This window comes from Pseudomonas tritici, assembly GCF_014268275.3.
GTDB lineage: Bacteria > Pseudomonadota > Gammaproteobacteria > Pseudomonadales > Pseudomonadaceae > Aquipseudomonas > Aquipseudomonas tritici.
Window position 1 is genome coordinate 3,344,956 of sequence record NZ_CP077084.1, and the last position, 23,877, is coordinate 3,368,832.

At 54.4% G+C, this 23,877-nt stretch carries 20 protein-coding genes; 14 read left to right on the forward strand and 6 right to left on the reverse strand.

The genetic code is table 11. The features are described 5' to 3' along the window. Positions 1–35 precede the first annotated feature (35 nt). The 6 genes from HU722_RS14895 (at position 36) to antC (ending at position 6,463) form a co-directional block, all read left to right on the forward strand. A complete protein-coding gene (locus HU722_RS14895) occupies positions 36–2,348 on the forward strand; it encodes a TonB-dependent siderophore receptor (protein WP_189683554.1) in 2,313 nt (770 codons plus the stop codon). Positions 2,349–2,424: 76 nt separating this feature from the next. Beyond that, a complete protein-coding gene (locus HU722_RS14900; protein WP_186753770.1) occupies positions 2,425–2,880 on the forward strand; it encodes a hypothetical protein in 456 nt (151 codons plus the stop codon). Further along, complete coding sequence (locus HU722_RS14905) at positions 2,867–3,268, forward strand: hypothetical protein (RefSeq protein WP_186753773.1); 402 nt, start codon at positions 2,867–2,869, stop codon at positions 3,266–3,268. The genes HU722_RS14900 and HU722_RS14905 overlap by 14 nt, the downstream gene beginning before the upstream one ends. A gap of 262 nt (positions 3,269–3,530) precedes the next feature. Next, positions 3,531–4,931, forward strand: a complete 1,401-nt coding sequence (gene antA / locus HU722_RS14910) for an anthranilate 1,2-dioxygenase large subunit (protein ID WP_186753774.1) — start codon at positions 3,531–3,533, stop codon at positions 4,929–4,931. 2 nt (positions 4,932–4,933) lie between these two features. Further along, on the forward strand, positions 4,934–5,425 hold the full coding sequence (gene antB, locus HU722_RS14915; RefSeq protein WP_186753775.1) for an anthranilate 1,2-dioxygenase small subunit: 492 nt from the start codon (positions 4,934–4,936) through the stop codon (positions 5,423–5,425). Between the two features lie 18 nt (positions 5,426–5,443). Then, positions 5,444–6,463: an anthranilate 1,2-dioxygenase electron transfer component AntC gene (gene antC / locus HU722_RS14920; protein ID WP_186753776.1), complete on the forward strand. Its 1,020-nt coding sequence runs from the start codon at positions 5,444–5,446 to the stop codon at positions 6,461–6,463. A 181-nt stretch (positions 6,464–6,644) separates the two neighbouring features. Here antC and HU722_RS14925 read toward each other — a convergent pair whose 3' ends face one another. The 5 genes from HU722_RS14925 to HU722_RS14945 all read right to left on the reverse strand — a co-directional run bounded on the left by HU722_RS14925 (position 6,645) and on the right by HU722_RS14945 (position 12,403). Further along, on the reverse strand, positions 6,645–7,655 hold the full coding sequence (locus tag HU722_RS14925) for an AraC family transcriptional regulator (protein ID WP_202895248.1): 1,011 nt from the start codon (positions 7,653–7,655) through the stop codon (positions 6,645–6,647). 194 nt (positions 7,656–7,849) lie between these two features. Beyond that, positions 7,850–9,427 (reverse strand): argininosuccinate lyase, encoded by a 1,578-nt coding sequence (locus HU722_RS14930; RefSeq protein WP_186753777.1) that lies wholly within the window; start codon positions 9,425–9,427, stop codon positions 7,850–7,852. A 17-nt stretch (positions 9,428–9,444) separates the two neighbouring features. Next, on the reverse strand, positions 9,445–10,680 hold the full coding sequence (locus HU722_RS14935) for an OprD family porin (RefSeq protein ID WP_186753779.1): 1,236 nt from the start codon (positions 10,678–10,680) through the stop codon (positions 9,445–9,447). A gap of 535 nt (positions 10,681–11,215) precedes the next feature. Continuing rightward, the gene (locus tag HU722_RS14940) at positions 11,216–12,172 is read right to left on the reverse strand and encodes a SphA family protein (RefSeq protein ID WP_186753781.1); all 957 of its coding nucleotides are present in this window, start codon (positions 12,170–12,172) and stop codon (positions 11,216–11,218) included. A gap of 21 nt (positions 12,173–12,193) precedes the next feature. Continuing rightward, entirely contained in the window at positions 12,194–12,403 is a 210-nt protein-coding gene (locus HU722_RS14945; RefSeq protein ID WP_186753783.1) for a hypothetical protein, read from the reverse strand. Between the two features lie 557 nt (positions 12,404–12,960). Here HU722_RS14945 and HU722_RS14950 point away from each other — a divergent pair. The 7 genes from HU722_RS14950 (at position 12,961) to HU722_RS14980 (ending at position 21,612) form a co-directional block, all read left to right on the forward strand. After that, entirely contained in the window at positions 12,961–13,860 is a 900-nt protein-coding gene (locus tag HU722_RS14950) for a helix-turn-helix transcriptional regulator (protein ID WP_186753785.1), read from the forward strand. A gap of 481 nt (positions 13,861–14,341) precedes the next feature. Beyond that, a complete protein-coding gene (locus tag HU722_RS14955) occupies positions 14,342–15,472 on the forward strand; it encodes an LLM class flavin-dependent oxidoreductase (RefSeq protein ID WP_186753787.1) in 1,131 nt (376 codons plus the stop codon). Positions 15,473–15,696: 224 nt separating this feature from the next. Further along, a complete protein-coding gene (locus HU722_RS14960; RefSeq protein ID WP_186753789.1) occupies positions 15,697–17,091 on the forward strand; it encodes an amidohydrolase family protein in 1,395 nt (464 codons plus the stop codon). An 84-nt stretch (positions 17,092–17,175) separates the two neighbouring features. Next, complete coding sequence (locus HU722_RS14965) at positions 17,176–17,673, forward strand: flavin reductase family protein (RefSeq protein ID WP_186753791.1); 498 nt, start codon at positions 17,176–17,178, stop codon at positions 17,671–17,673. A gap of 203 nt (positions 17,674–17,876) precedes the next feature. Further along, a complete protein-coding gene (locus HU722_RS14970) occupies positions 17,877–18,488 on the forward strand; it encodes a nitroreductase family protein (RefSeq protein ID WP_186753793.1) in 612 nt (203 codons plus the stop codon). 999 nt (positions 18,489–19,487) lie between these two features. Next, positions 19,488–20,453, forward strand: coding sequence for a PDR/VanB family oxidoreductase (locus HU722_RS14975; protein ID WP_225930626.1), 966 nt, complete (start codon positions 19,488–19,490; stop codon positions 20,451–20,453). A gap of 85 nt (positions 20,454–20,538) precedes the next feature. Then, positions 20,539–21,612, forward strand: coding sequence for an aromatic ring-hydroxylating dioxygenase subunit alpha (locus HU722_RS14980; RefSeq protein ID WP_186753795.1), 1,074 nt, complete (start codon positions 20,539–20,541; stop codon positions 21,610–21,612). Between the two features lie 83 nt (positions 21,613–21,695). Here the strand turns inward: HU722_RS14980 and HU722_RS14985 are convergent, their stop codons facing one another. Then, on the reverse strand, positions 21,696–22,613 hold the full coding sequence (locus tag HU722_RS14985) for a LysR family transcriptional regulator (RefSeq protein ID WP_186753797.1): 918 nt from the start codon (positions 22,611–22,613) through the stop codon (positions 21,696–21,698). A gap of 270 nt (positions 22,614–22,883) precedes the next feature. Between HU722_RS14985 and HU722_RS14990 the strand changes: the two genes are divergently transcribed. Further along, positions 22,884–23,825, forward strand: a complete 942-nt coding sequence (locus HU722_RS14990; protein ID WP_186753799.1) for a LysR family transcriptional regulator — start codon at positions 22,884–22,886, stop codon at positions 23,823–23,825. Positions 23,826–23,877 lie beyond the last annotated feature (52 nt).

Genomic DNA, 23,877 nt, shown 5'->3' on the forward strand with positions numbered 1-23,877 from the left:
TAAATACGCCACCTAAATGCAAATGAGTATTGTTGATGACCGCCCTCACAACTACTGGGAAGTCTCGTTGGCCAATTGATATACGCGCAGAGCCCGCCTTCTATCCTCATTTGGATGGGCCGTACAAGGGCGCAACCAGGAGCGCGCCCCTCACCGTGCTGGGCTCGGCAGTTGCGGCGGCAGTTCTCATCAGCGCGCAAGGCGCATTCGCCGCGGAGCCAGGGCAGATTCAAACCAAGGTCGGTGGAAAGCCTCAAGAGGAGATAGCCTTGCCGGCCATCACCGTAACGGGCCCTATGGATACGGCGACCACCGAAGGTACTGGTTCCTACACCACGGGCCAGACGTCGGTGGCGACGCACCTGCCGCTGTCGCTGCGGGAAACACCGCAGTCGGTGACGGTGATCACCCGCCAGCGCATGGACGACCAGCAATTGAACTCGGTGCAGGGCGTGCTGGATAAGACCACGGGCGTCTCGTCGTACCAATCCGACAGCGAACGGACGAGTTTTTATTCGCGTGGTTTCTTGATCAATAACGTTCAGTACGACGGCATACCCACCGTCGTCGGCGACATCGTAAACGGGAGCGGCATCGGCTCTCTCGATACCGCGTTCTACGATCGTGTCGAGGTCGTGCGCGGCGCCTCCGGCTTGCTGACCGGCACCGGCAATCCCTCGGCCGCCATCAACCTGGTGCGCAAACGACCGACCCGCGAATTCTCGGCGTCCGCCTCGCTCGGTGCGGGGAGCTGGGATACCCACCGGGAAATGGCCGACGTATCGACTCCGTTGACCGAGGATGGCCGTATCCGCGCCCGCATGGTCGGGACGTCCCAGGAAGGAAACTCGTACATTGATGGCTACAAACCGCAGAGGAAGGCGTTCTACGGCATCATCGAGGCAGATCTGACACCAGACACGACGGTGAGTCTGGGCTATGACTACCAGGACATCACGCCGAAGGGCTCGACCTGGGGAGGCATGCCGCTATGGTTCAGCGACGGCACGCAGGCGGAGTATTCACGCTCCAAGAACTACGCGCAGAACTGGAGCCGTTGGGACAACACCCTCAAGACGGCGTTTGCCGAGATCGAGCACCGCTTTGACAACGGCTGGAACCTCCGGGCCGTCGCTAATCAATACCGCACGGAATTCGATGCCGAACTGCTCGGCCTGGTGGGTCGCCCCGATCGCGCCACGGGACTGGGCTCTTTTCCCAACGGGGCTTTTCCGGTGGCACTGGCGTCCGAAGGTCGCAGCCGTCAAAACACCTTCGACGTGATGGCGAGCGGCCCCTTCGAACTGCTTGGCCGCCAGCATGACCTGGTGGTGGGGGCGACGAGTTCGCGCCGCACCGCCAGTCAGGAAGCTATCGCTCCGTTCTATGCAGGCTTCACGCCGGTCAATGTCTATCAACTGAGCCCGGCCTTTCCCCGTCCCAACTTCGATGCCATGGCTTCGATACCGACCCGCACCCTGATCAAACAGAGCGGTGTCTATAGCGCAGCCCGGTTCTCGCTGGCCGAGCCTCTGAAACTCATTGTCGGCGGCCGCTTCAGCAACTACGAAATCGACGACGCCGTCGGCGGCTCTTCGTTGCACTACAAGAAGAGCAGTGAATTCACCCCGTATGCTGGTTTGATCTACGACATCGATAAGACCTATTCGGCCTACGTGAGCTACACGGGCATATTCAATCCGCAAACCGACTATCGCGACAGCAAGGGCAACGTGCTCACGCCGACAAAGGGAAAAACCAAGGAAGTCGGCCTTAAAGGCGCTTACCTGGATGGGCGTCTGAATGCGTCGGTGGCCTTGTTCCATACCGAGCTGGACAACGCTGCACAGATGGTCGCAGGAACCTATACGCCAAGTGGTGCCCAAGCCTATATGGGTTCGGATGGGACGAAGTCGCGCGGGATCGAGCTGGACTTGCAGGGCGAGCTGGCACGTGGCTGGAACATCTATTCAGGCATCGCCCATTTCACGGCACAAGATGGCGATGGCGTCCGCTTGAATTCGCAAATACCGCGCACCACTGCCCAGCTTTTCAGCACCTACCAGTTGCCGGGAGAGTGGAACAAATTGACGCTGGGCGGAGGCGTTAAATGGCAAAGCCGCTTCTACGAGGCGCCCAACACCGGCACCAGTTCGTTGGGCGGGGAACAAGGTTCTTATGCGCTGGTATCCCTGTTGGGGCGCTACGCCGTCACGAAGCAGATCACTGCGGCAGTCAACGTCAATAACGTGCTCGACAAGAAATATGCGTTGCAGAAGGGCGATTTCGACACCGTAGGTTATGGCGCACCCCGTAACTTGATGGTGACGATGGATTATAAGTATTGATGACCCGCAGGCGGACGCTTCACCCGTTAAAAGCCCCCACACCTAGAACAGCCCATTGATTATCGAGAACGCTCCTATGTCTATTCAGACTACCCTGCACCCCAGCGAAGCGCTGGTCGTGAACAACGCAAACAGAGTCGCCTTGTTCTGGCTGACCACCGCCGCGGGTGCCGTACTTTTTGTCACCTTCCAGTTATTTTTCTACGTAAACGACTTTGCGAGAGCGCCCGGAGCGATACCGGCGATTACGTTTGAGCCCGATGTACTGTGGATGTTTTCAGCATTCTATGGCTCTTGGTTCGTAACGGTGCTTATCGCACTGAGAGGAACCCGTAAGGCTCAGTGGGTTACCCTGGTCCTCGGCAGCCTGCTTGTCGCCCTGAATACCCTCGGGGGAATCACCGACGGGCTGCGCGACGGTTGGCACATTGCCTTTTCGGCAGTGTTCTTCATTACGTTGCCCGGCGTGTTTGCCATTGCGGCCACCTGGCGTAGCATCAAAAGCAGAGGAAACGGCCATGTCGGTGAATAGTTCTGACTTCCCTTATGTCTGGATGAGTTTTACGCAAACACCCGGACACGATCACCAAAAAGACTTCGCAGACTTTGAGGCCAATCTGCAGCGCGGGGAGCCTTTCGTGATCTTGACCGATACTGTAGCTGCCGAAGACCATGAGCACTCGCTGGAAGAAAAGAAACGCACGGCACTCTGGATGAAAAAGAACAAGGTTGAATTGCGCAAGTGGGTTCTGGCAATGATCATGATCGAACCCAACTCGGCAAAACGTCTTGGCTTTAAAGCATTTGCGGTCGTTTTTGCCAAGTTCTGGGGCCACCCTCTGCTTCTTGCTGCTACACGTGATGAGGCAATGAAGATGGCAAGAGAACTGCTTGCAAAGGCTGGACACCCATCTCACTGATGGCCCACTCTGCCATCTGATGGCCCCTGAAACTCTGCCGCCGCGCACTGTCGCGGCGAGCACCTAATCTAACCTTCGCTCGATCTTCGGCTTCCAAGGGTTTTACACACTCATGGCCACTTCGAGATGTTCTTAAGCAGCCATTTCGAGTGGCTGCCGGCAGCGCGACGCAATGGATAGACTCCGCGCACGGAGCGGATATTGCGACGGGCCCGACTGGCGTTTAATCCTCTGAACCGTCATCAGCTCAGAGGTCCTCGTAATGACCCAGAAAACCACCGCGCAATGGCAGCACTTTGTCGAAGGCTGCCTGGATTTTCGCCCTGCCGAAGGCGTCTATCGCATCGACCGTGCGATGTTCACCGAACCCGACCTGTTCGATCTGGAAATGGAGCTCATTTTCGAAAAGAACTGGATCTACGCCTGCCACGAAAGCGAAATCGCAAACAATCACGACTTCATGACCATGCGCGCCGGACGCCAGCCGATGATCATAACTCGCGACGGTGAAGGCAAACTCAATGCCCTGATCAATGCGTGTCAGCATCGTGGCACGACCTTGACCCGAGTAGGCAAAGGTAACCAGTCGACGTTCACCTGCCCGTTCCACGCATGGTGCTACAAAAGTGACGGTCGCCTGGTCAAGGTCAAAGCGCCAGGTGAATATTCCGAAGGTTTCGACAAGGCCACCCGCGGCCTGAAGAAGGCCCGGATCGAGAGCTACAAGGGCTTTGTCTACGTCAGTCTCGATGTCTACGGCACCGACAGCCTTGAGGATTATCTGGGCGACGCCAAGGTGTTCTTCGACATGATGGTCGCGCAGTCGCCCACCGGTGAGTTGGAAGTGCTGCCAGGCAAGTCGGCCTACACCTACGACGGCAACTGGAAGCTGCAGAATGAAAACGGCCTGGACGGTTATCACGTCAGCACCGTGCACTACAACTACGTGGCCACCGTGCAGCATCGCCAGCAAGTGAACGCCGAAAAAGGCGTGGCCAGCGGCGACACGCTGGACTACAGCAAGCTCGGCGCTGGCGACAAGGAGACCGACGACGGCTGGTTCTCTTTCCACAACGGTCACAGCCTGCTGTTCAGCGATATGCCCAACCCGGCAGTGCGCCCCGGCTACGCGACAATCATGCCGCGTCTGCTGTCCGAATATGGCCAGGGCAAGGCCGAGTGGATGATGCACCGCCTGCGTAACCTCAACATCTACCCGAGCATGTTTTTTCTCGATCAGATCAGCTCGCAGCTTCGCATCATCCGCCCGATTGCCTGGAACAAGACCGAGATCAACAGCTTCTGCCTGGGCGTGAAAGGCGAGTCCGACGCCGACCGGGAAAACCGTATTCGGCAGTTCGAAGATTTCTTCAACGTCTCAGGCCTTGGCACTCCGGACGATCTGGTGGAGTTTCGCGAGGCCCAGCGCGGCTTCCAGGCACGCCTGGAGCGCTGGAGCGATATCTCCCGTGGTGAAGGCAAATGGGTTGAGGGGGCGACACCTAACAGCGAAACCATCGGCATTTCGCCGGTGCTGACCGGTACCGAGTTCACCCACGAGGGGCTCTACGTCAATCAGCACGGCAACTGGCAGCGTTTCCTGCTTGAGGGCCTGGCCCGTAAGGCTGAGCAAGAACAATCCCTCAAGCTTCAGGAGGTGTGAACATGAATGCCGAACTGCAATATCGCGTCGAACAGTTCTTCTACCAACTGAGTGCGCATTGCGACAACAAGGATTGGGACGCCTACTTGGCAATGTTCAGTGATGACAGCGAGTTTCACTTGCCGCAGTGGGACTCCGAGCACGTGTACACCACCGATCCAAAAAAAGGCATGTCGCTTATTTACTACCCCAATCGCGGTGGGCTGGAAGATCGCGTTTTTCGTCTGCGGACCGGCAAGGCCGCCTCGGCCACGCCACTGCCGCGTACCCTGCACCTGATCAGCAACGTCAGGCTGCAAGCGCTGCCTGATGGTGAGCTGCAAGCCACAGTGAACTGGCACACGCTTTACCATCGCTTGCAGATCAGCGAGCAGTTCTTTGGGTATGCGACCTACACGCTAAGACCGGCCGCAGATAGCTGGAAGATCAGCCGCAAGCATGCAGTGCTGCTCAACGACACCATCAATTCCGTACTTGATTTCTACCACCTGTAAACCCGTGGATGCCTAACCATGACGTACAAAGCCGCCCTTAGTTTCGCCGACGGCAAGACCCTGTTCTGCACGGTTCAGAAGAACGAACTGCTGCTGGACGCTGCGTTGCGCAGCGGTATTACGATCCCGCTGGACTGCCGCGAAGGCGTGTGCGCCACCTGTCAGGGGCGTTGCGATTCCGGGCAATACAGTCAGGACTATGTCGATGACGAGGCGCTGTCAGCCGACGATCTAATGGAACGCAAAGTCCTGGCCTGTCAGACGCGCCTACTGTCGGATGCGGCGTTCTATTTCGACTACGACTCAAGCCTGTGCAGCAAGGCCGGCCCCAGCACACACTCGGCTCGCGTCAGCCGCGTTGAGCGGCCGTCGGACAGCACCGCCATCGTGCACCTCACGCTCGAAGGCGAGGCTGGAATCGAATACCTGCCGGGGCAGTACGCGCGGTTGCAGGTGCCTGGCACCGAGCAGCGCCGCTCGTATTCGTTCGCCAGCGTACCGGGGACTGAGGCGCTGCAGTTTCTCGTGCGGCTTTTGCCCCAGGGAGTCATGACCGATTACGTGCGTGATCGCTGCCAGGTCGGCGACGTGATCGCTTTTGAGGCGCCGCTGGGTACGTTCTATCTGCGCCACATCGACCGGCCTCTGGTGATGGTGGCGGGTGGCACCGGGCTGTCGGCGTTCCTGGGGATGCTCGACGAGATCGCCGAGCGCGGTGGCTGCGGCCATCCGGTGCATCTGTATTACGGGGTGCGCAATGCGGCAGACCTGTGTGAGCTGAAGCGGATCGAAAGCTACGCGCACCGTATTCCCGGCTTCAGGTTCGTGCCGGTGGTCAGTGAGCCGGACACGCAGTGGTCGGGTAAGAGCGGCTTCATCGCCGAGCACCTGAAACCGTTGCAGTCGGCCGATCAGCCGTTCGACCTCTACTTGTGCGGGCCGCCGCCGATGGTAGAGTCGATCAAGACCTGGTTGCAAGACCAGCGCGAAGGTCTGGCGCGGCTGTATTTTGAAAAATTCACCGAGAGCAATGCTTGAATCGGAAAGGCTATTGCGTCGCCATATCCAATTGCAACCGTGAGCTGAAAAGGATCAAAGCGCCGTGACGGCGCCGGCAGTTTCAAGGGTTACCTGGCGTTGCCTTCTGGCGGCAATGGCTACGGCTTCACCTTTCGGCGCTTCTTGCGAGAAAGTTGAAACCTGCTGACGCTGCCGTTTTTTATGACTGTAGACCTCCAGATGCGCGCTGGCGACGTGGCGCATGGCGCGCCAAAGTCCCCGAAGGGTATTCGCCGAACGCCTGATGGTAATCGCTGGAAAATCTGCCCAGGTGGTTGAAGCCCCAGCTCATGGCCACCTCGGTGACGTTGCAGCAGGCGCGGTCCTCCAGCAACGTGCGCCGTGCCGCTTCAAGGCGCACGTGCTTGAGCATCTGCATAGGGGTGCATTGGTAGTGCTGACGAAAACCATCGAACAGCCTGGCGCGGCTGACATCCACGGCGTAAGCGATTTCTTCCGGGCGCAGATCCTCGCGCGCGTGGGTCTCGATGAATTCGCGTGCGCGCTTCAGGTAGTGGGGGATTCGGCCCTGGCTGACGTTGCGCAGGTCCTTCGAGTAGTTGCTCGGCTGGCTCAGCAGCAACGTCTTGATCAAGGTCGTCTCCAGGTCTCGAGCGACGCCCGGGAGGCGATAGAGCGCGTCACCAACGGCCAGCTCGCGCAGGTGAAAGTCTACTAGCCGCCACCACCCCGCGCTCGTGCCGTTAAGGGCATCCATGAGCGGCTCGAAACGTATGGGTGCGTCCAATGGACGCTGCAGCATGTGCTCGGCGACGCTGTTCATGGCGGCAACGGTGATCGCGATTTGAACCTTGCGGCAGTTCCCGGAAATGCTCAACTGCTGACTGTCTTGAGGGGAGATGATCAACGCTTGCGAGCTATCCGATAACAGCGCGCGGCCCGCAGTGAGTAGCTCTTGGCTGCCAGTTAGCGGCAAGCTGAGGCTATAGCTGCTGAGGTGCTGATGCGGTTCGACACCAACGGTAACATCGGTCCCATATTCGATTTTCCCCAGCGTGGTCGCCAGTGCGCCCAGACGGTGCCCACTGTGGGCAAAGGCGACCTTGCCCGGGCTTGCTGCCCGCAGTGAGTGAGGTCCGCAGATAGCGCACATCCAGTGCTGCGCAGCGGTTATGGGCTGCCCGGAGGTATATATGTGGTCCAAGTGCATGGCGATCTCCCGTCGTTTGTGCAGTCAGGATCTATCGTTAGGCAGCAAATTTTGTGCCGAACTCGCTACGGGCGCCCGAGGGGTCGCCTTGAGTGGTTCTGTCCTCCAGTTTCAGCACAGTGGCACTGGCTGTCGACCCGACTTGATCCGGTTGAAGATCAAGCGGTCAAATCCTCTGTGATGAGGTGCTAGCGTCACTCGGCAAGCTTGTCGAACGCCTTGTCAAGCGCGGTGCTCGCATCGGCCAGCCGTTGGCGGCGTTCATTTAGCCACGTCTGATCACTTTCCAGCGATTGTCGCGCTTCGGCGAGCATGCGCTTGACCTCGTTCGGCTGCGGGCCGCCGGTCCCTACGCGCGTTCGCACCATGGATTCCGGGGAGAGGGTGGTACGGAAGGCTTTCTCATCCAGTGGCAACTGGCGTGTTTTCCATTGGTACTTTTCTGCGGCCTGCGTGAACAGACGCTGCGCAGCAGAGTAGGGGAAGTTGGCTGGCTTGAAGTTGTTCTGTCGCGCCTCGCCCACAATCAGAGAGGCGAAGCTGTGGCCGATCCGGAAGGGGATTTTGTAATCGCGCTCCAGGGTATCGGCAAGCTCCATAGAGGTCGTCCAATCGTCACTGAGTTCTTCGGCAGCGCGCTGTGGGTCGATCACCAGGGCACGAAGCACTTGGTCCATCCGCGTGAACATGTCCTGCGCCGCGCCGAATACATCGTTGGTCTCGGAAGCGAACTTATAGTCGGTCATGCCAGTGGTGACATTATGAGCCCGCAGTGTAATGCCCTGAGAGCGACTCACCGTATCCGATGCCGATTCGCGAGTGCGCATAAGCAGGCCTGGATTACGCTTTTGCGGCATGGCGCTGCTGGTGTAAGTTGACCCTTCGTCGAGCAGGATCCAGGGCCGGGTTTGATGATACTGCGTATGGATATCACCGATCAGTGCACCCATGCGGATTGCCGAAGAGGCCGCGATGTTAGCCGCTTCAATGGGGATGTCGTAGGTGGACACTTGGCTGGCGTCGAGGGAGTTCTCCCGCACGCCGTCGAAGCCCAATAGTTCGGCCAGCCGCTCGCGATTAAGCGGCCAGGCCGAGTTGGCGAGCACGGCAGTGCCCATGGGGCTGAGGTTAAGACGTGCGTAGAGCTCGTGCAGGCGCTGTGCGTCGCGCTCCAGCGAGGCTTCGTAGGCAAGCAGGTAGTGAGCCAGGCTGATGGGCATCGCCTGCACGCCGTTGGTATAAGCCGGAATCCAGGTTTCGGTGTGCTTGGCAGCGATATCGATCAGGCGCGTGCGGATCAGGTTCACGCCGTCACCATACTGCAGGGTTTGGGCGCGTAGTTCCGCCAGCCGGTAAGTCGCGTAAATATCCTGGCGGCTTCGGCCGGAGTGAATGATCGAAGCATCCGGCCCGATGTCCTCGATCATAATATGCTCGATATCCAGCACGTCAGTCGGGCGCAGGCCATCTGGCTTCTGGCCCTGCTCGATGACGTGCTTTACGCCAGTGGCAATCTTGCGCGCCATCTCAGCGGTCACGATGCCCTCTTCGCTGAGCATCACGATCGATGCTTTGTTGATGCGGTTGACGCCGTCAAACTCATCCTCCGATTGCGCGGACCTACCTGGCGTAGCGACCAGCGCAGTGGTGGTTTTGGGTTTCTCTACGCAGCCGGTCTTGCAGGCCTGCTCGGTGTTATTGGACGCAGTTGCAGCCTGGTTGATGCCTACGCAGCAACTGAGGGTGACTAAGAGTCTGACGAATGTGTGCATGTGTTTGGGCCTTTTGGTTAGAGCAAAGGTAGGGTGTAGCTGATGATCAGGGCGTTCAGGTCGATATCCGACGCGCGGGCGCTGCGGTAAGTACCGTTGCGCCATTTCACCTGGACATTCTTCAGCGGGCCACTTTGGAAGAGGTAGCCAAGATCGCTGTTGCGCTCCCATTCGCTGGCGCTGCGGCCGTTGCCAAGCTGGTAATTGTCGCCGTAGAGGTAGCGTGTCATAAAGCTCAGCCCCGGAATGCCGATGGCTGCAAAATCGTAGTCATAGCGGATTTGCCATGAGCGCTCATCAGGGTTGGCGAAGTTGGGCGAGAGCACCACAAAGTTGATCAGGTAAGACGAGGTGCCGTTGATCCGGGGAAAGCCGGTTTCGCCCTGCATCTTCTGTAAGCCAAGGCTCAAGGCGTGCGTGCCCAGGCTGTAGGTGAAGCGTGCACCTAAGGCGGTGTTGTCGACGTTGCTGCTGCCGTCGCCAGTGGAGCGGGCATAGCGTAGTTCGCTGCGCAGCGACTGGTTGGCGGAAATGGGCAGCACATGAGTGGCTTCAAGCATGTGCTGGCGATAGTTGTCCTCAAGGTAGCCGTAGTCATAACTGGTGGTGATTGACTGATTCCACCGATAACGCAGCCCCGCGAAGTCAAAACGGTCGGTCTCCCGACCACCGCGAATGCCTTCGCCCGCGACGATCATCAGCTCGTTGCCACTGACGTTGCGCTGCTTGTTGCGGTTGAGTCGGCCTGCATTAAAGGTGAGACCGTCCAGCTCCTGCGACGTCAGTTGAACGCCTTGAAAGGTTTGCGGCAACAGTCGCGAGTCGCTAGGGCTGACAATGGGTAGCGACGGGATTAGAGTGCCGGCCTTGAGGGTGGTTTTCGAGAAACGGACTTTTGCTGCGGCACCAAACGAGCCGTAGCTATCGGGTGCCTTGTCGTCACCGACCGGTAGCAGGCCGGTATTCTGGCGATCCGGGCCAGAGTCGAGCTTCAGGCCGAGGGAGCTGATCGCGTCTACCCCGAACCCTAGTGGGCCCTGCGTATAGCCTGATTCGTACTTCAGAATGAAGCCTTGCGCCCACTCGTCACGTTTGGATTGCAGCGCTTTATCCTGGCGATAATCGCTGTTGAAGTAAAAATTTCTGAATTCGAGATTGGCTTTACTGTCGCTCAGAAAATCAGCATTACTTACCAAAGGCAAGGCGAGGCCGAACATCGCAACCGCGAACGGAAGCAGTGCAGTTTTTTGCATGGAAGTGTCTTCTATATCTGTTGTTATTATTGTTGGAATGACGAAGAGGAAAGGGGCTCTGAGCGGGTTTCTGGCTTGACGGGGGCGGAGCTTATAGACCGGATATTGGAAAGTAAAATACCGATAAGGTCTTGATAATGTTCATTTCAGGTATCGGTAGTCCGCCGCTGCGCATGGCGCAATAGCCCGATCAGGGGATCCCTTGGTATTTAAACAGGGTGGTTCGGGCATGGAGTTTCGTTGGGCTTGTCGGCCCAGCAAGACTCATTGCTTGAGGTAGTCTTGCTTCGCCAAGCTAGAAGGGCTGGCCTCGCAGTTACACGCCAGCACGCTCACTGGCTATAGACAGAACATCAACCGCTGACATTGCTTCGTCTATCCAGTTAAATGCGTGTTGCGATATCCCTAGTCTAGCGGCTTCAGTATGAAAAAAGCTGAGGCCGAGTTTCATCGGCCTCAAGGCGTTGCATGAGGCTTGCTGCAGCAGTTGGATTATAAGGCTGGGCAGAAACCTGATGGTTTCAATAAATGGTTTTTAGAGTTCTTTTACTATTCTTAAAACAAGTGCGTCGCCCATGGCTTTGTTACGCCCATACGTGTCGTGCGTGTACGTTAGATTGACAGGAATGCTGTTTAAAAATAAATAGCGCGCTGCAAGGCCCACTCTGATGTTCTCGTACCGGTTACCATCCAACTGGTCTTTGACGAACTGATCCGCCTGTTCGTCGTCAACTTTATCATCGGTAAACTGGTAGGAGCCGACGACAGACGTTGCTACAGAAAACTTTGGAGTAACGTTATAGGCGGTTGCAACTTCCAAGTGAGCCATTTGGCCTGATGTGTAAGAGGCCCCGGTTGGGTTGTAGTAGGTCACTAACCCGTCACGGTTTTTAAAATTCAGCTCGTACGACGCATGGATCGAAATGTCTCCTCGTCCCTGTGGGTCGAACCAGTTGTAGTAGAATTGCGGATTCCAGCTCCAGTGGTTGGTTCCGAGATTGACATCACTGCGTCTGTCATACTCTCCTGTAGGAGCTGTAAACGTAGTGCCAAAACCGACGTTGGCATTGCCGACTTTCCAGGCTAATCCGAACGGATCGATGGCGAGGTCCGCAAAGCCTGTGTTAGTGGAGCTGTTCGAGCCGTTTTTAACCGTTGTGCTGACGATGGTCGGAAATATTTCAAATGCCGTCCAGGTGGATCCCAGAATCCCAGTATTTGGGAGGAATTTTAAGGCGAATACATTGTACTCTGAGTGAAGTTTGGTGTTGGGCGCTGCGTCTTTACCGTCGGGGCCGTTGATTCGGGTTGAATTATAAACGCCGGTATAGTTTACAAGCCACGTACCGCCAGGTGGAGGAAGGTAGAAATGGCTCATTCCGTCAAGGCCAAAGGCAGCAGCTCCAGTAGAACCACCGTTTTCAGCAGAATAGCTGAAATTTGAAATACCTATCAAACTTGCAGTGACCAGAAACTTCGAAACGTTTTTCATGCTTTTCTCTCTAGGGAGTTTTTATTGTTTGGATAGCATTAGCCCCCTATTTTCATCTAGGTTTACGGCGTGGGCGTATTCCAAGTTTGCTGACAATTTTTGTTTTTCCTCTTTCATAAAACTGCTATTTTTTGTGCGTTGACCTGGGCAGCGCTCGCTCCCTAAAAAACGTTCACGTTCGCTGTCCTTGCGCATCGTGTCAGCGATAGGGTTGGAAGCTAATCTGGTCATGGCTTGTTCCATAAGGCGTTTCGGATGACTCATCGATCAATGCGCCAAAGGTGGGGTAGTGGATTGACCAGGTGAGAATCAAATTCAACGGGAATGCCATAAAGCAAGTTCGAGCCGTCATGCGGTTCGCCCACTACCTATCCGTCAGGGTCATTTCCATTAAAGCTATTTGTGAGCAGCTTTTTGAAAGACTTTAATTTTATCTTTAAAAAAAACGAAAAAACGCCAGCCATCGCATTGCGGTCCTAAAATTGCTGATAGAGTCCTATAATCGAGCGAGGGCGACGAGCGGGCTTCAATGTGACGGCTCAAATGAGGTTAAGTGATTCAAGGTCTGTTTTTTAGAACAAAAAGCTGTAAGAGCCCGAAAGAGGGGGGCTAAGGCAGGATAAGCGGTTGGGCGTGGAGGTATGAGGGTGCTTCGTATAATAAGAAAATGGCAGTGACATTGGAGCGCCTAATGCGCTGCCTGAATATTAATGTGATTGAGGTCTGCCGAATGAACTTGGACGCTGTAGTCCTTATTTTTTTGGCTAGCTGTACCCTGGGAGGCTTGTATGAGTTCTTCAACATTTTCCCCTTGCGTGAAACGCGGATTAATAACCACGGACTTCAAAGACGACCGCGCAGACTACCGCCCCTTCACAGAAACCCCTTGGCAGGTTGCTTATGATTATGGGGAGATTTTTTATTGCACGGCTTCCAAGAAGGAAGAGCATCTCGAGCTCGCGCATCATATGATTGGCGTCGAGTTAGCGCCCGGCATAGTCAGAACGAGACTGGACTCGGGTAGCTGGTCAAGCGATATCATGCTATCGGGGGCTCTTTACTACGTTGCCGCGGGATCGACTATCCATGTCAAGAAAGAGCAGCCTATTGATTTTGTATTGGCGACCATTTCACCGGAGTGCGCCGATCAAATGTTTCGAGAGGCTGGGTTAAATGGGCCCGCGCCGAGCATGGCATTCAACATGGTTGACCCTGGTGTGCATTTGAAAGCTCGCGCACTTCGTCAGATGTTGCTCTGCCAGGATGAAGAGGTAGGCTCGTTTGCGTCTGATTTTGTAAAGTATGCCTTCAGGCAGATCGTCAAGTCTCACCATGGTGACCAGCGCTCTGTGAGGTATCAATTGGCCCCCCATCAGGTTCGTACTGCACTCGAATTTATAGAAGAAAATTTATCGTCAACATTATCGGTTGAGAAAGTTGCTCAAGATGCGTTGGGTATAAGCAGTTTCTACTTTGCTCATGCCTTCACTGAGATGCTTGGGTGTTCGCCGCATAAGTATATTATGGATCGGCGGCTTTCGAAGGCTCACGAGCTTATATTGAGCTCAGTCTCTTCGCTGGCTGATATATCTTACCGGGTTGGGTTTTCCAGTCAGGCCCATATGACCAGTACTTTCAGTAAGCGTTTTGGTGTTACGCCGGGGCAGTTGCGGCAGCCTGCTATTTGAAGCGTGACGGCATGACTAACCCTGCTTGAAGGTGCAGGCGGCGCTAACGGCCTATGATGTTTAGTAGGTCGGGGCGCCTATAAGCAGACACTCAGTAGTTGCTGTAAAGCAGGCGCGCTCTGGCAACCCAGAGCGCGCCTGCTTATTTTTAATCTTTAGAATTGCTCTCGATACATTCTTGCTTCTACAACTTGTGCGATAGGCCGTTGGTCATTGCATTTACTCAGCTATTGCTTTTTTTTAGAAAGTAGTGACAAGCGGCGCTGCCGCTCCGAGTTCCACACCGCCTGGACGATTTCCCCCCGTTCGTCCAAGCACGAATAGGCCGTGTGGCAATCATCTGAAAGGGATTAAAAGTAATCACTCTACCGCAGGATTTTGAAAGGCTTCTTCTTCCTCCGTCGTTAGTCTTGTCAAGCGAGATCAGTACATTATCACAAGAAATTTTGCAATTAGTCGCTGAGGCGAGAAGAGAGATCTTATGACCAACGAGCTGCCCGTTACCCAGAATCCAATGTGGGGTCCCAACCGATTGAAGCTTGGTGTCTTCGGCATCAACGGAGGCGCTGCCTTTACGAACCATCCTGATCGCTTCGTACCTACTTGGGATAATAATCTTCGTGTTGCCAAGATGGCTGATCGCTTGGGTATCGAGGCGCTTGTTTCAGCATCGCGGTGGAAAGCTTTCGCGAAAGACGGCCACTACTCCGGCGATCTATACGAAACGTTCACATGGGCAGCTGCCGCTGCGGCGGTGACCGAACGCATCTGTGTAATGAGTACCGTTCACCTGTCGGTTATGCATCCGATCATCGCGGCTAAGTGCTCTGCCACAGTGGACCTCATTTCGAAAGGCCGGCATGGCCTCAATCTCGTGTGCGGCTGGTATCGCGAAGAGATGGAAATGTTCGGTGACGCGATGTACGGGCACGATGACCGCTACGGTTTGGCCGACGAATGGGTCCAGACCTTCGACCGGCTTTGGGTAGAGAAGGAAGGCTTCGATTTCGAGGGGAAATTCTACAATCTAAAGCAGGCAATCGTTCAGCCAAAATCGCCGCATCCGCGCCCAGTCCTGATGAATGCGGGTGGCTCCGATCGGGGGCGAGAGTTCGCGGCGAAAAACTGCGATGTCGCCTTCATCATTCCACAGGACCCAAGACCTGCGTCTCTGAAGAAGCAGGTCGATCACTATCGTGATTTCGCACGTGAACAATATGGCAAAGAGATCCAGGTCTGGATGTCCAGCTATGTGGTGCAGCGCGACAGCGTTGAAGAAGCTCGTGCCTATGTTGAGGACTACGTGGTCACGCAGGGCGACGACGAAGGCGTTGACGCTTTCATCGCTAACAATATCGGGAACGCAAAGACCATGCCTGAGGGCGTGATGGAAAAAATGAAATTTGCCATAGCGGCGGGATACGGTGGCTATCCACTGTTGGGTACGGCGCAGGACATTGCTGCGACGCTTTCCTCAATCTCAGACGCCGGTGTGGATGGTGTGCTGTTGACATGGTTGGACTATGAGGGAGGTCTGAGCAATTTCGGCGAGACAGTGTTGCCGTTGCTTGAACAGCAAGGACTGCGCAGCCCGGTTGAAGATTTCGACTGAGGCTAGGCCTCATTCCGGGTGCTCTTTTAGCTGTGACGTACCTATCTTGGTTGCCCTTGGCCGTATGTACCCGGACCTCGTAATGGGGCGCGCCTGGAATTCTATCTGCCATAGCACGGGTACATAACCTATGCATTCGGTTTGCACGTCCGCTGTAATTCTGGCTGTTGCGATGAATGAACCAAGAATGCCTCGATAAAGAATAACAAGTCAGGTGGCATAAAATGCAAAGCGCAAACGTTGAACAGGTCGACCTTCTGATCTCGGCCGGATGTATCGTTACCGTCGATCAGCAGCGACAAATCATCCGCGATGGCGCAATCGCTATCAAGGGAGGCGACATCGTCGCGATTGGGCCGCGTGACGCGATTGAGCGGGCGTATGTGGGGCATAAAACTATTCATGCCCCTCAGGGACTCATCACCCCAGGTCTCATCGATGCTCACAATCACCCAATCGATTATCTAATCAAGGGGATGGTTGACGATACGCCGCAAATTGTCCGACTCCGTGATCGGGTCATTCCTTACGAGGACCAGTTAACGGAGGAGCAAGCCTATGCCTCCTCCGCAGCAACCTTCGTCGAGATGATCCGCCAGGGTACGACATGCTTCGTGGACGGTGCGGGCCCGATGCCCCACGCGGTTGCTCGTGCGGCACTGGATCTGGGCATGCGAGGCATTGTTGCGCGCAAACTCGCGGATGTAGCGGGACCTTTTGGTGGACTGATCCAGGACACTGATGAGGCGATCGCTCTCGCCAACGAGACGGTCGAACAGTTCAACGGGGCCGGTGACGGGCTTCTGCGCGCGTGCTACGACCTCGACATGCCTGCGGTTGTGAGTGATCGCCTGGCCGAGATGGTGTTAACCCAGGCTCTCGAGAGGGGAGTCGGTATTGTGGCTCACCTCATCGGGCGGCGCGCGCCTCCGGGGGAGCCTGAGGTGGTAGCCAATGCAGACATTGCGCGGCTGCATCGGCTGGGTCTATTAGGACCGCACTTGCTGCTGGCACACATCGGATGGATCCCAGCCAATGATGTGGCCCTATTAGCTGAGACTAAAACAAACGTCGTCCATTGCCCGGCATCAAGCCTCGTTGGCGGGAACGGCTGGGTCGCGCACGGTGTGATCCCCGACCTGGTTGCTGGCGGGGTCAATGTTGCACTCGGCACCGACGCAGCAATCATTGCTCGAACGCTCGACATGGTCCGCATGATGAATCTGGCGTCATGTGTCCATAAGGATGCCAGACGAGATCCATTGATAATGGACCCCTACACCGTATTTGAAATGGCGACCATACGTGGGGCCAAGGCGGTGCATTGGGATGACCGGATTGGATCTTTGGAGGTTGGAAAAGCTGCCGATCTTGCGATCTTCGACACAAGCTCCCCGCACTGGTGGCCCGAGCCACTGGGTAATCCTGTGCCGGACCTGGTTTACGGCGGCACCGGGCGCGACGCCCGTACAGTGGTGATCAACGGCAAAGTGGTGATGGAAGACGGCAATCTCATAGGGGTCGACGTGGCGTCGATCGCTTCCGCAGTACAGAGTGCTGCCGCTGCCTGTTACGCGAGGCTAGGTGCAGTACCTTCCGGGGTTTGGCCCGTACGATGAACAATGCTCTCAAGCAGATTTTTCGCTAGAGCAACCGCGATCAACGCGGCTCAACACCTGAATTGAACCAGGCAGGATTTTATTATGAACGAGAATACCGTGCACGCTGACTTCAAACTGGCGATGCGACGCCTGGCGGCGACGATCGCTGTGGTGACATCCGGTACTGAGGATGACTGGACGGGAATGGCGGCCACCGCCGTCACTTCCGTGACTGCCGATCCGCCGACGCTATTGGTGGCGGTAAACCGGAACGCCAGCTTGTCTCCGGTCATGAAGCGCGAAGGCCGTTTCTGCGTAAATTTACTGTCAGAACGGCACGCGGATATCGTTGGGGTTTTTAGTGGACAGAAAAAAGGTCGCGAGCGATTCGAGACGGGCGATTGGAATCCTTCCGATGAAGGTTTGCCGATTTTGAGCGATGCGAACGCAGCCCTCGTCTGCACGATATCGAATACTTTTGAGGTCGGCACTCATACACTCTTTATCGGTGAAGTAACGGCCGTTTATTGCCATTCGAAAATAGACCCTCTTATCTGGGTCGACGGAGGCCTCGCTCGCACGGAGGCTTTAAGTGTGTAACCCATCACCTATCGCACTTAGGTTAAAGGCCGCGCTCTCATAATTCCCAGTTATAGTACGGTCGATCTGCTGAAGTGAGTGTTAAAGAAACGTGCCCCTGGGGTTGGTTAATATTAAACCGGCTAAATTGTGTCCGTCGCCCTTTGGTTTCACTTAACAAAGTGGCGACGATGACGCGCTCGCCGAGTATGAAAGGAACAGTTATGAATACTAGAGTTGCAAACCATCCCATTTTGCCGCTGATCTTGGATCGCTGGTCTTCCCGAGCATACGACACTACAGCCTCCGTCACGCGGGGAGAGCTGGCAATACTGTTCGAGGCGGCTCGATGGGCACCTTCATCGTTCAATATCCAGCCATGGCGCTTCGTTTTCGCATTGCGAGGTGACGCGGGGTGGGAAGGGATGCTTGACCTGTTGATACCCTTCAACAAGGGCTGGGCTGAAGCAGCGGGTGCTTTGATCTGCATATGCTCGGAAGTAGATACGCCGACCAAAACACCTGGGCAACGGCAACCGTCCTACAGCCACAGCTTTGACACAGGAGCGGCGTGGGCGATGTTTGCACTGCAAGCCTCCAGCATGGGCCTCGGGACTCATGCAATGACAGGGTTTAACATTGACGGCGCCAGAGATGTTCTGCAGTTGCCAGACAATGTTCGGCCGGAAGCGGTCATTGCAGTTGGCCGCCCGGGATCTGCTGCCGAGCTGCCAGAAGGACTTCGCGAGCGTGATGTCCCTAGCGATAGGCATCGAATTGATGCATTTGTATACGAGCACACTTACGGAGCTTCCGCGTTTTTAGGTGGTGATTAGATCAGCCAAAATTAAATACGGCCTTTTGTTGTGAATGCCTGTGAATAAGAGAGGAGCGATCACTTGCGAACCAAGTGATCGATATATCGAGTGCTTCGACGAGAACGGCGACCGCGCCGACGCGCTGGAACTGCGCCGCTGATCCAGTATTGGGCATTGTCGAGCGCTTGAACCTCATGCAGATAGGCTACTCGGTCCGCAACGCGGTCGGCACGGTGCAGAGTGGATGAAGTATCCAGCGCGAACCACCGCTGCTCTGGTTCTACAGCTGCATCGCGATCTCATAGTGAGTTGTTCAGGCAGGCTTACCAGCGAGTAAGCGCGCCATATGGGGTTGTTGCGTAGGATGGCCTCAGGTTACATCCTTCGAAGGCGTAGCCCTCGCACGATGCGGGGTGACTATTTCTTTAGTCCGCTACAACGGCTGCTCGGCGTCTGCACCTTGCCATCTGCGCCCAACGTTTAGGCTTTGTGTGCTGGATCGCGCACGGTGAGTGCAATGGCCAGCGCCACCGGTACGCCGGGCAGACCGAAGAAAGAACGTTGCTTGCCATGCCCACGTTGCTCCGAGCAAAGGCAAAGTAATTATGTCCACGTGCGTGACCAGCCCAATCACGGAGTCGCCGAGCAGAAAGGCAGTCCGTTTATCGATGAATAATCCACGCGAATAGACCGCTACGGCGCGACCCAGTTAATGGCGCTCGAACATCTCGCTCATCATGGAGTAGGGGCGGGCGACAGTGCGGCTTCGTCGATTGCGATCAGCCTTTCCATAGTCTCATGGCTATGAGAAGGGCTGTTTATAACTATTGGAAAGTTAGCATAAGATTATTAAGAATCAGAAACTACAAAAATATTAGCAGTGGTTTGCCTACGATGATAAAAAAAATTAGCAGATCGTTATGTGGTTTAAGGCTTCGCTTTAAGCTTGTCAGATGTAATCTCATGCGTGAAAAAATAATAAAATAGCTATCGCTAAGGTTTCTGGAGATTTATCTTATGCAAACATGCACGTCCATGCTGGCTGTTAAAGTAGCGCGTCGTAAGGTGGAGACTGATCGGGTTATTTCCCTTGAACTGGTAAGTCTTACAGGCGAGCCTTTACCGCCATTTGAGGCGGGTGCACATATTGAAGTCAATGTCGGAGCAGGCGTTGTTCGGCATTACTCAATTTGCAATGACCCTCGAAATCAAGATCACTATACACTGGGTATATTGCGCGAAATGCCTTCTCGGGGAGGGTCGGAAACAATACACAATGAATTCGATGTTGGCACTGTCGTTAACATAAGTGCACCTAGAAACAATTTTAGGTTAAACGAATCCGCTGGGCACTCGATACTGTTTGGCGGAGGCATTGGAATAACACCATTGATTGCTATGGCGTGGCATTTATACGCCAACGGCGGATCATTTGAGCTGCATTATTGTGCGCGTGGTCGTGTTAACGCCGCTTTTTATGATCAGCTTCAGCAAACTCCTTTTTCTGCTAATGTCATTGGTCATTTTGACGAGGGTGATCCGGAAAAATTTTGTGATTTTTCCGTAGTTTTGAATAAGCCTAATTCAGATCGCCATGTTTATATTTGTGGACCTGCCGGATTTATGGAAGCGGTTGCCAAGACGGCAAAGATTCAAGGGTGGATGAGCGAAAATATTCATATTGAACATTTTGGTGCTCAGATAGATATGACGGGAGCCGAATTTACCGTACGCACCAAAAAAACAAATTTAACGCTTCAGGTACCTCCAGATAAATCTATTGCACAGGTTTTAATCGATGCAGGTGTTGATGTTCCCATCTCTTGTGAACAGGGTGTTTGCGGTACTTGTCTTACTGGAGTGTTAGAGGGGTCGCCAGATCATCGGGATTTATTTATGACGGATGCTGAAAGGTCAAACAATGACCAAATGACGATATGTTGTTCTCGTTCAAATTCTAATTTTCTGGTCCTGGATATTTAAAGCCAGCCTATTTGAAACGGTGTCATTACCTAATGAGTTGCGTGAATTATTTTTTTGCGTATTTCATGCAAAAAAGGAGAGGTCCATGATATTTCTTTACAATGCTTGGTACCCTGCGGGTTGGGCAGACGATGTAGAAGTTGGCAAGCTAGTTGCAAAAACATTTCTGAATCAGCGTGTGGTAATGTTCAGAGACAGCCAAGGTGCTATTAAAGGCCTGCAAGATCGCTGTCCGCACCGGTTCGTCCCGCTGCATCTAGGTGAGCTTAAAGGCGATACAATTCAATGTGCTTACCACGGGCTTGTGTTTGATTGTACGGGTGCGTGTGTTCTGAACCCTCATGGAAACGGTGCCATTCCGAAGGCTGCGAGGGTTCGAAGTTATCCTATGGCCGAACTGTACGGACTGATATGGATCTGGATGGGAGATGAAGCCAAAGCAGATCCCCAGCTCATATGTGACTTCAGTGAAATGGATCCTGTCAGGAAATATGTGGGTAAGAGTTATCTTTCTGTCAACGCTAATTACGTTTTGGAAAACGATAACATTATGGACCTTAGCCATATCGAGTTTCTGCACAAGGCCTCGTTGGGTAGCAGTAAGGTCTCTGAAGGGAAAATAGATGTTGTTCAAGTGGGAGATACGGTTCATTCCAAAAGATCAACTGTTGGCGAAAAGCTGACTGCAGCTTTGGAAAAGATGCGTGGTATCCCAGCAGGTCAGGCGGTGGATCGGTGGCTGGATGTTCGCTGGAATGCTCCAGCAAGCATGTTGCTGACAACGGGCTATACCTTTACAGGAAGACCAAAGGAGGAAGGGCGAGAGCTATTCGTTACTCACCTTTTTACGCCAGAGACGGAGTCAACTACTCATTATTGGTTTGGTATCGCGTTCCCTCGCTCCATGGGGCCGGAAGCGGAGAAACTGGCTGAACAGAACGTCCAGTGGTTGATACAACCTTTCTCAGAAGAGGACATGCCTATGTTGGAGGCTCAACAGCAGGAGATCGGTGATCGAGATTTCTGGTCACTCAACCCCGTACTTTTACCCAGCGACGGCGGGGCAGTACGAGCTCGCCGTGTATTGGACCGCCTCATAAAAGAGGAGCAAGAGGCTTTGATGGCCTCCGTCGCGCAATCCGGAGCAGGGGTTAGATAGCCGTTACTTCTTCCTGAATAAAGTCAGCGCTTTTTTGGCTTCAAAAAAGTTATCGAAAACCGCTGGCTGCTTCAAGCCTCCGTTTAGGGTTTTTGTGTTGAGTCCAGGAGATGCTGAATAAGTACTGACTGATACGTAGAGAAAATCTTATCGCTACGATGTACCAAAAAAACGGGCATATTGAAGTGCAAATCAGGATGGTCAAGCAGCTTCAGAGAGCCTTGTTCAACCTCTGATCTTACTGATGAGTACAGCATGAAACACAAACCGAGGTCATTTTTTACAGCATGTTTAATCGCTTCCGGGTGAGCAAGCTCAAGAACGATATTTCTATTTTCAAGGCCTCTTTTACGTAGAAGGTCGTCTTCAACCTTACGGTGAATAGTATTTAGCGGTGCGCTGACAAACGCTACTCTGCTCAGGCTTGCCAGCAAATTTTTCTCGTCCAGCCATCGAGTTTCGGGAGCACAAACCAGCACTAAAGGCTCATCCCAGAGGTGGTGCGTTGTCAATCGATTCAGGTCTTGGTTAGGCTCTAAAAATGTTACGGCGAAATCGCACCCACCGGCGCGTACCGTATCGATGGCTGCGGTAGTGTTGGAGACCTGAACAGTGACACGTCCTTCGTTATGCAAACTTGTAAACTCTGAAATGAGCGGCGGCAGGAAGTACGACCCAAGAGACATAAAAGTTGCTATTGTGGCTTGACCGCGGCAGCCAGACTCGACCACAGCTAACTCACGTTCCATTTCATGTGTAAGAGTAAGTACTTCCAGTGCCCAGCGATGGACACGGTGCCCAGCCTCTGTCAGTGCAATATTTCGTCCGACACGTTTGACCAGGACACAGCCTAATTTGGCCTCCATGCTTCGCAGATGTGCTGTCACCACTGGTTGGGTCACACAAAGCTTATCCGCAGCTCCAGTGACGCTGCCAAGCTCGGCAACAGTGCAAAAAACTTCGAGCTTTTGAAATGTAAGATAGGGGTCAAATCCGCGCATAAACACCTTATTCGTTGTTGCCTGCTATGGCCCGGTGCTTTATTCGATATTAACCTGTTTGAGGTTACTCACAATTGATTTGGACGACAACCGCAGTGCGTGCCCTAAAACTATCGGTACGCCGGTTTTTTCTGACGCTGGTCCAAAGCGTGGGCGGGGCGTGAAATTGCAACCGTTGGTCGATGCTGCTTCCGCCGTGCTCTGGATGATTTGCGACATCCTGAATGGCCGAAAAAGCAAGATGGTCTGTGAAATATTTCGAGGCTTTATATGAAATTCACAACGATTTCTATTGCACGCAAGCTCAAATTTTATCAGTTAGTTGTGTTCGACCAAGTGCTGGAGAGTGGCTCTTTAGTTCGTGCGGCTCAGACACTTGGCCTGACTCAGCCAGCGGTTACCAAAATCATCCATGATTTGGAAGAATATCTCGGTGCGCCTTTGCTGATCCGTGGCAATCGCGGGGTAACGGCTACGGAGTTGGGAGAGTTGGTGGTCCGTCGGGCCAAATCGCTGTTGGCGGAATTGCGTTCGCTCACGGACGAGGTGAATGCGTTTCAGGAGGGCATGTCCGGTCATGTCATGGTCGGCACGCTGATTTCAGCATCGACCTCCTTGCTGCCTCGCGCCATGCAGTTGCTCAAGCAACAGGCTCCAGGCGTTTTAGTGTCTCTGCGAGTGGGGCAGATGGATCAGCTGTTTCCGGCCCTTGCCGTGGGTGAAGTTGATTTGGTCGTAGGACGGGTTCCCGACGATTGGTGCTGGCGTAACGAGACGCCCAGGCTTGATGTGGATGTTCTCTATGCCGAAGAGTTGAGTATTGTCGCTGGCGCCGATCATCCGTTGCATACCGGGGCACCGGTCAGGCTAGGAGATCTGCACCCATTCCCATGGGTGTTGCCGCCCCAGGACTCACTGTTACGCCGTACTGCAGACAAACTGTTCTTCGACGCTGCTTTACCTACCCCAGGCAACGTTGTCGAGTCGTTATCGATTCTGACCAACATTTCCCTGATGCAGGACCAGCAAACGGTAGCCCTGATGCCCTATGGAGCCGCGCAACAATTCATCGACGTGGGATTGCTCAAGGCCTTCGACTTGGGTGCACCGATGCAGTTTGGTGATATTGGCTGCTTTTTTTCCAATGCTCGGGCTCTTGGTCCTGCTGCGCGGCTGTTTCGTGAGTGTCTCTATGAGGCGCGTGCGGAGTAAGACGTCAGGTATTGCCGGGCGTTGATGAGGCTTCACAGGTATTCCATTTAAC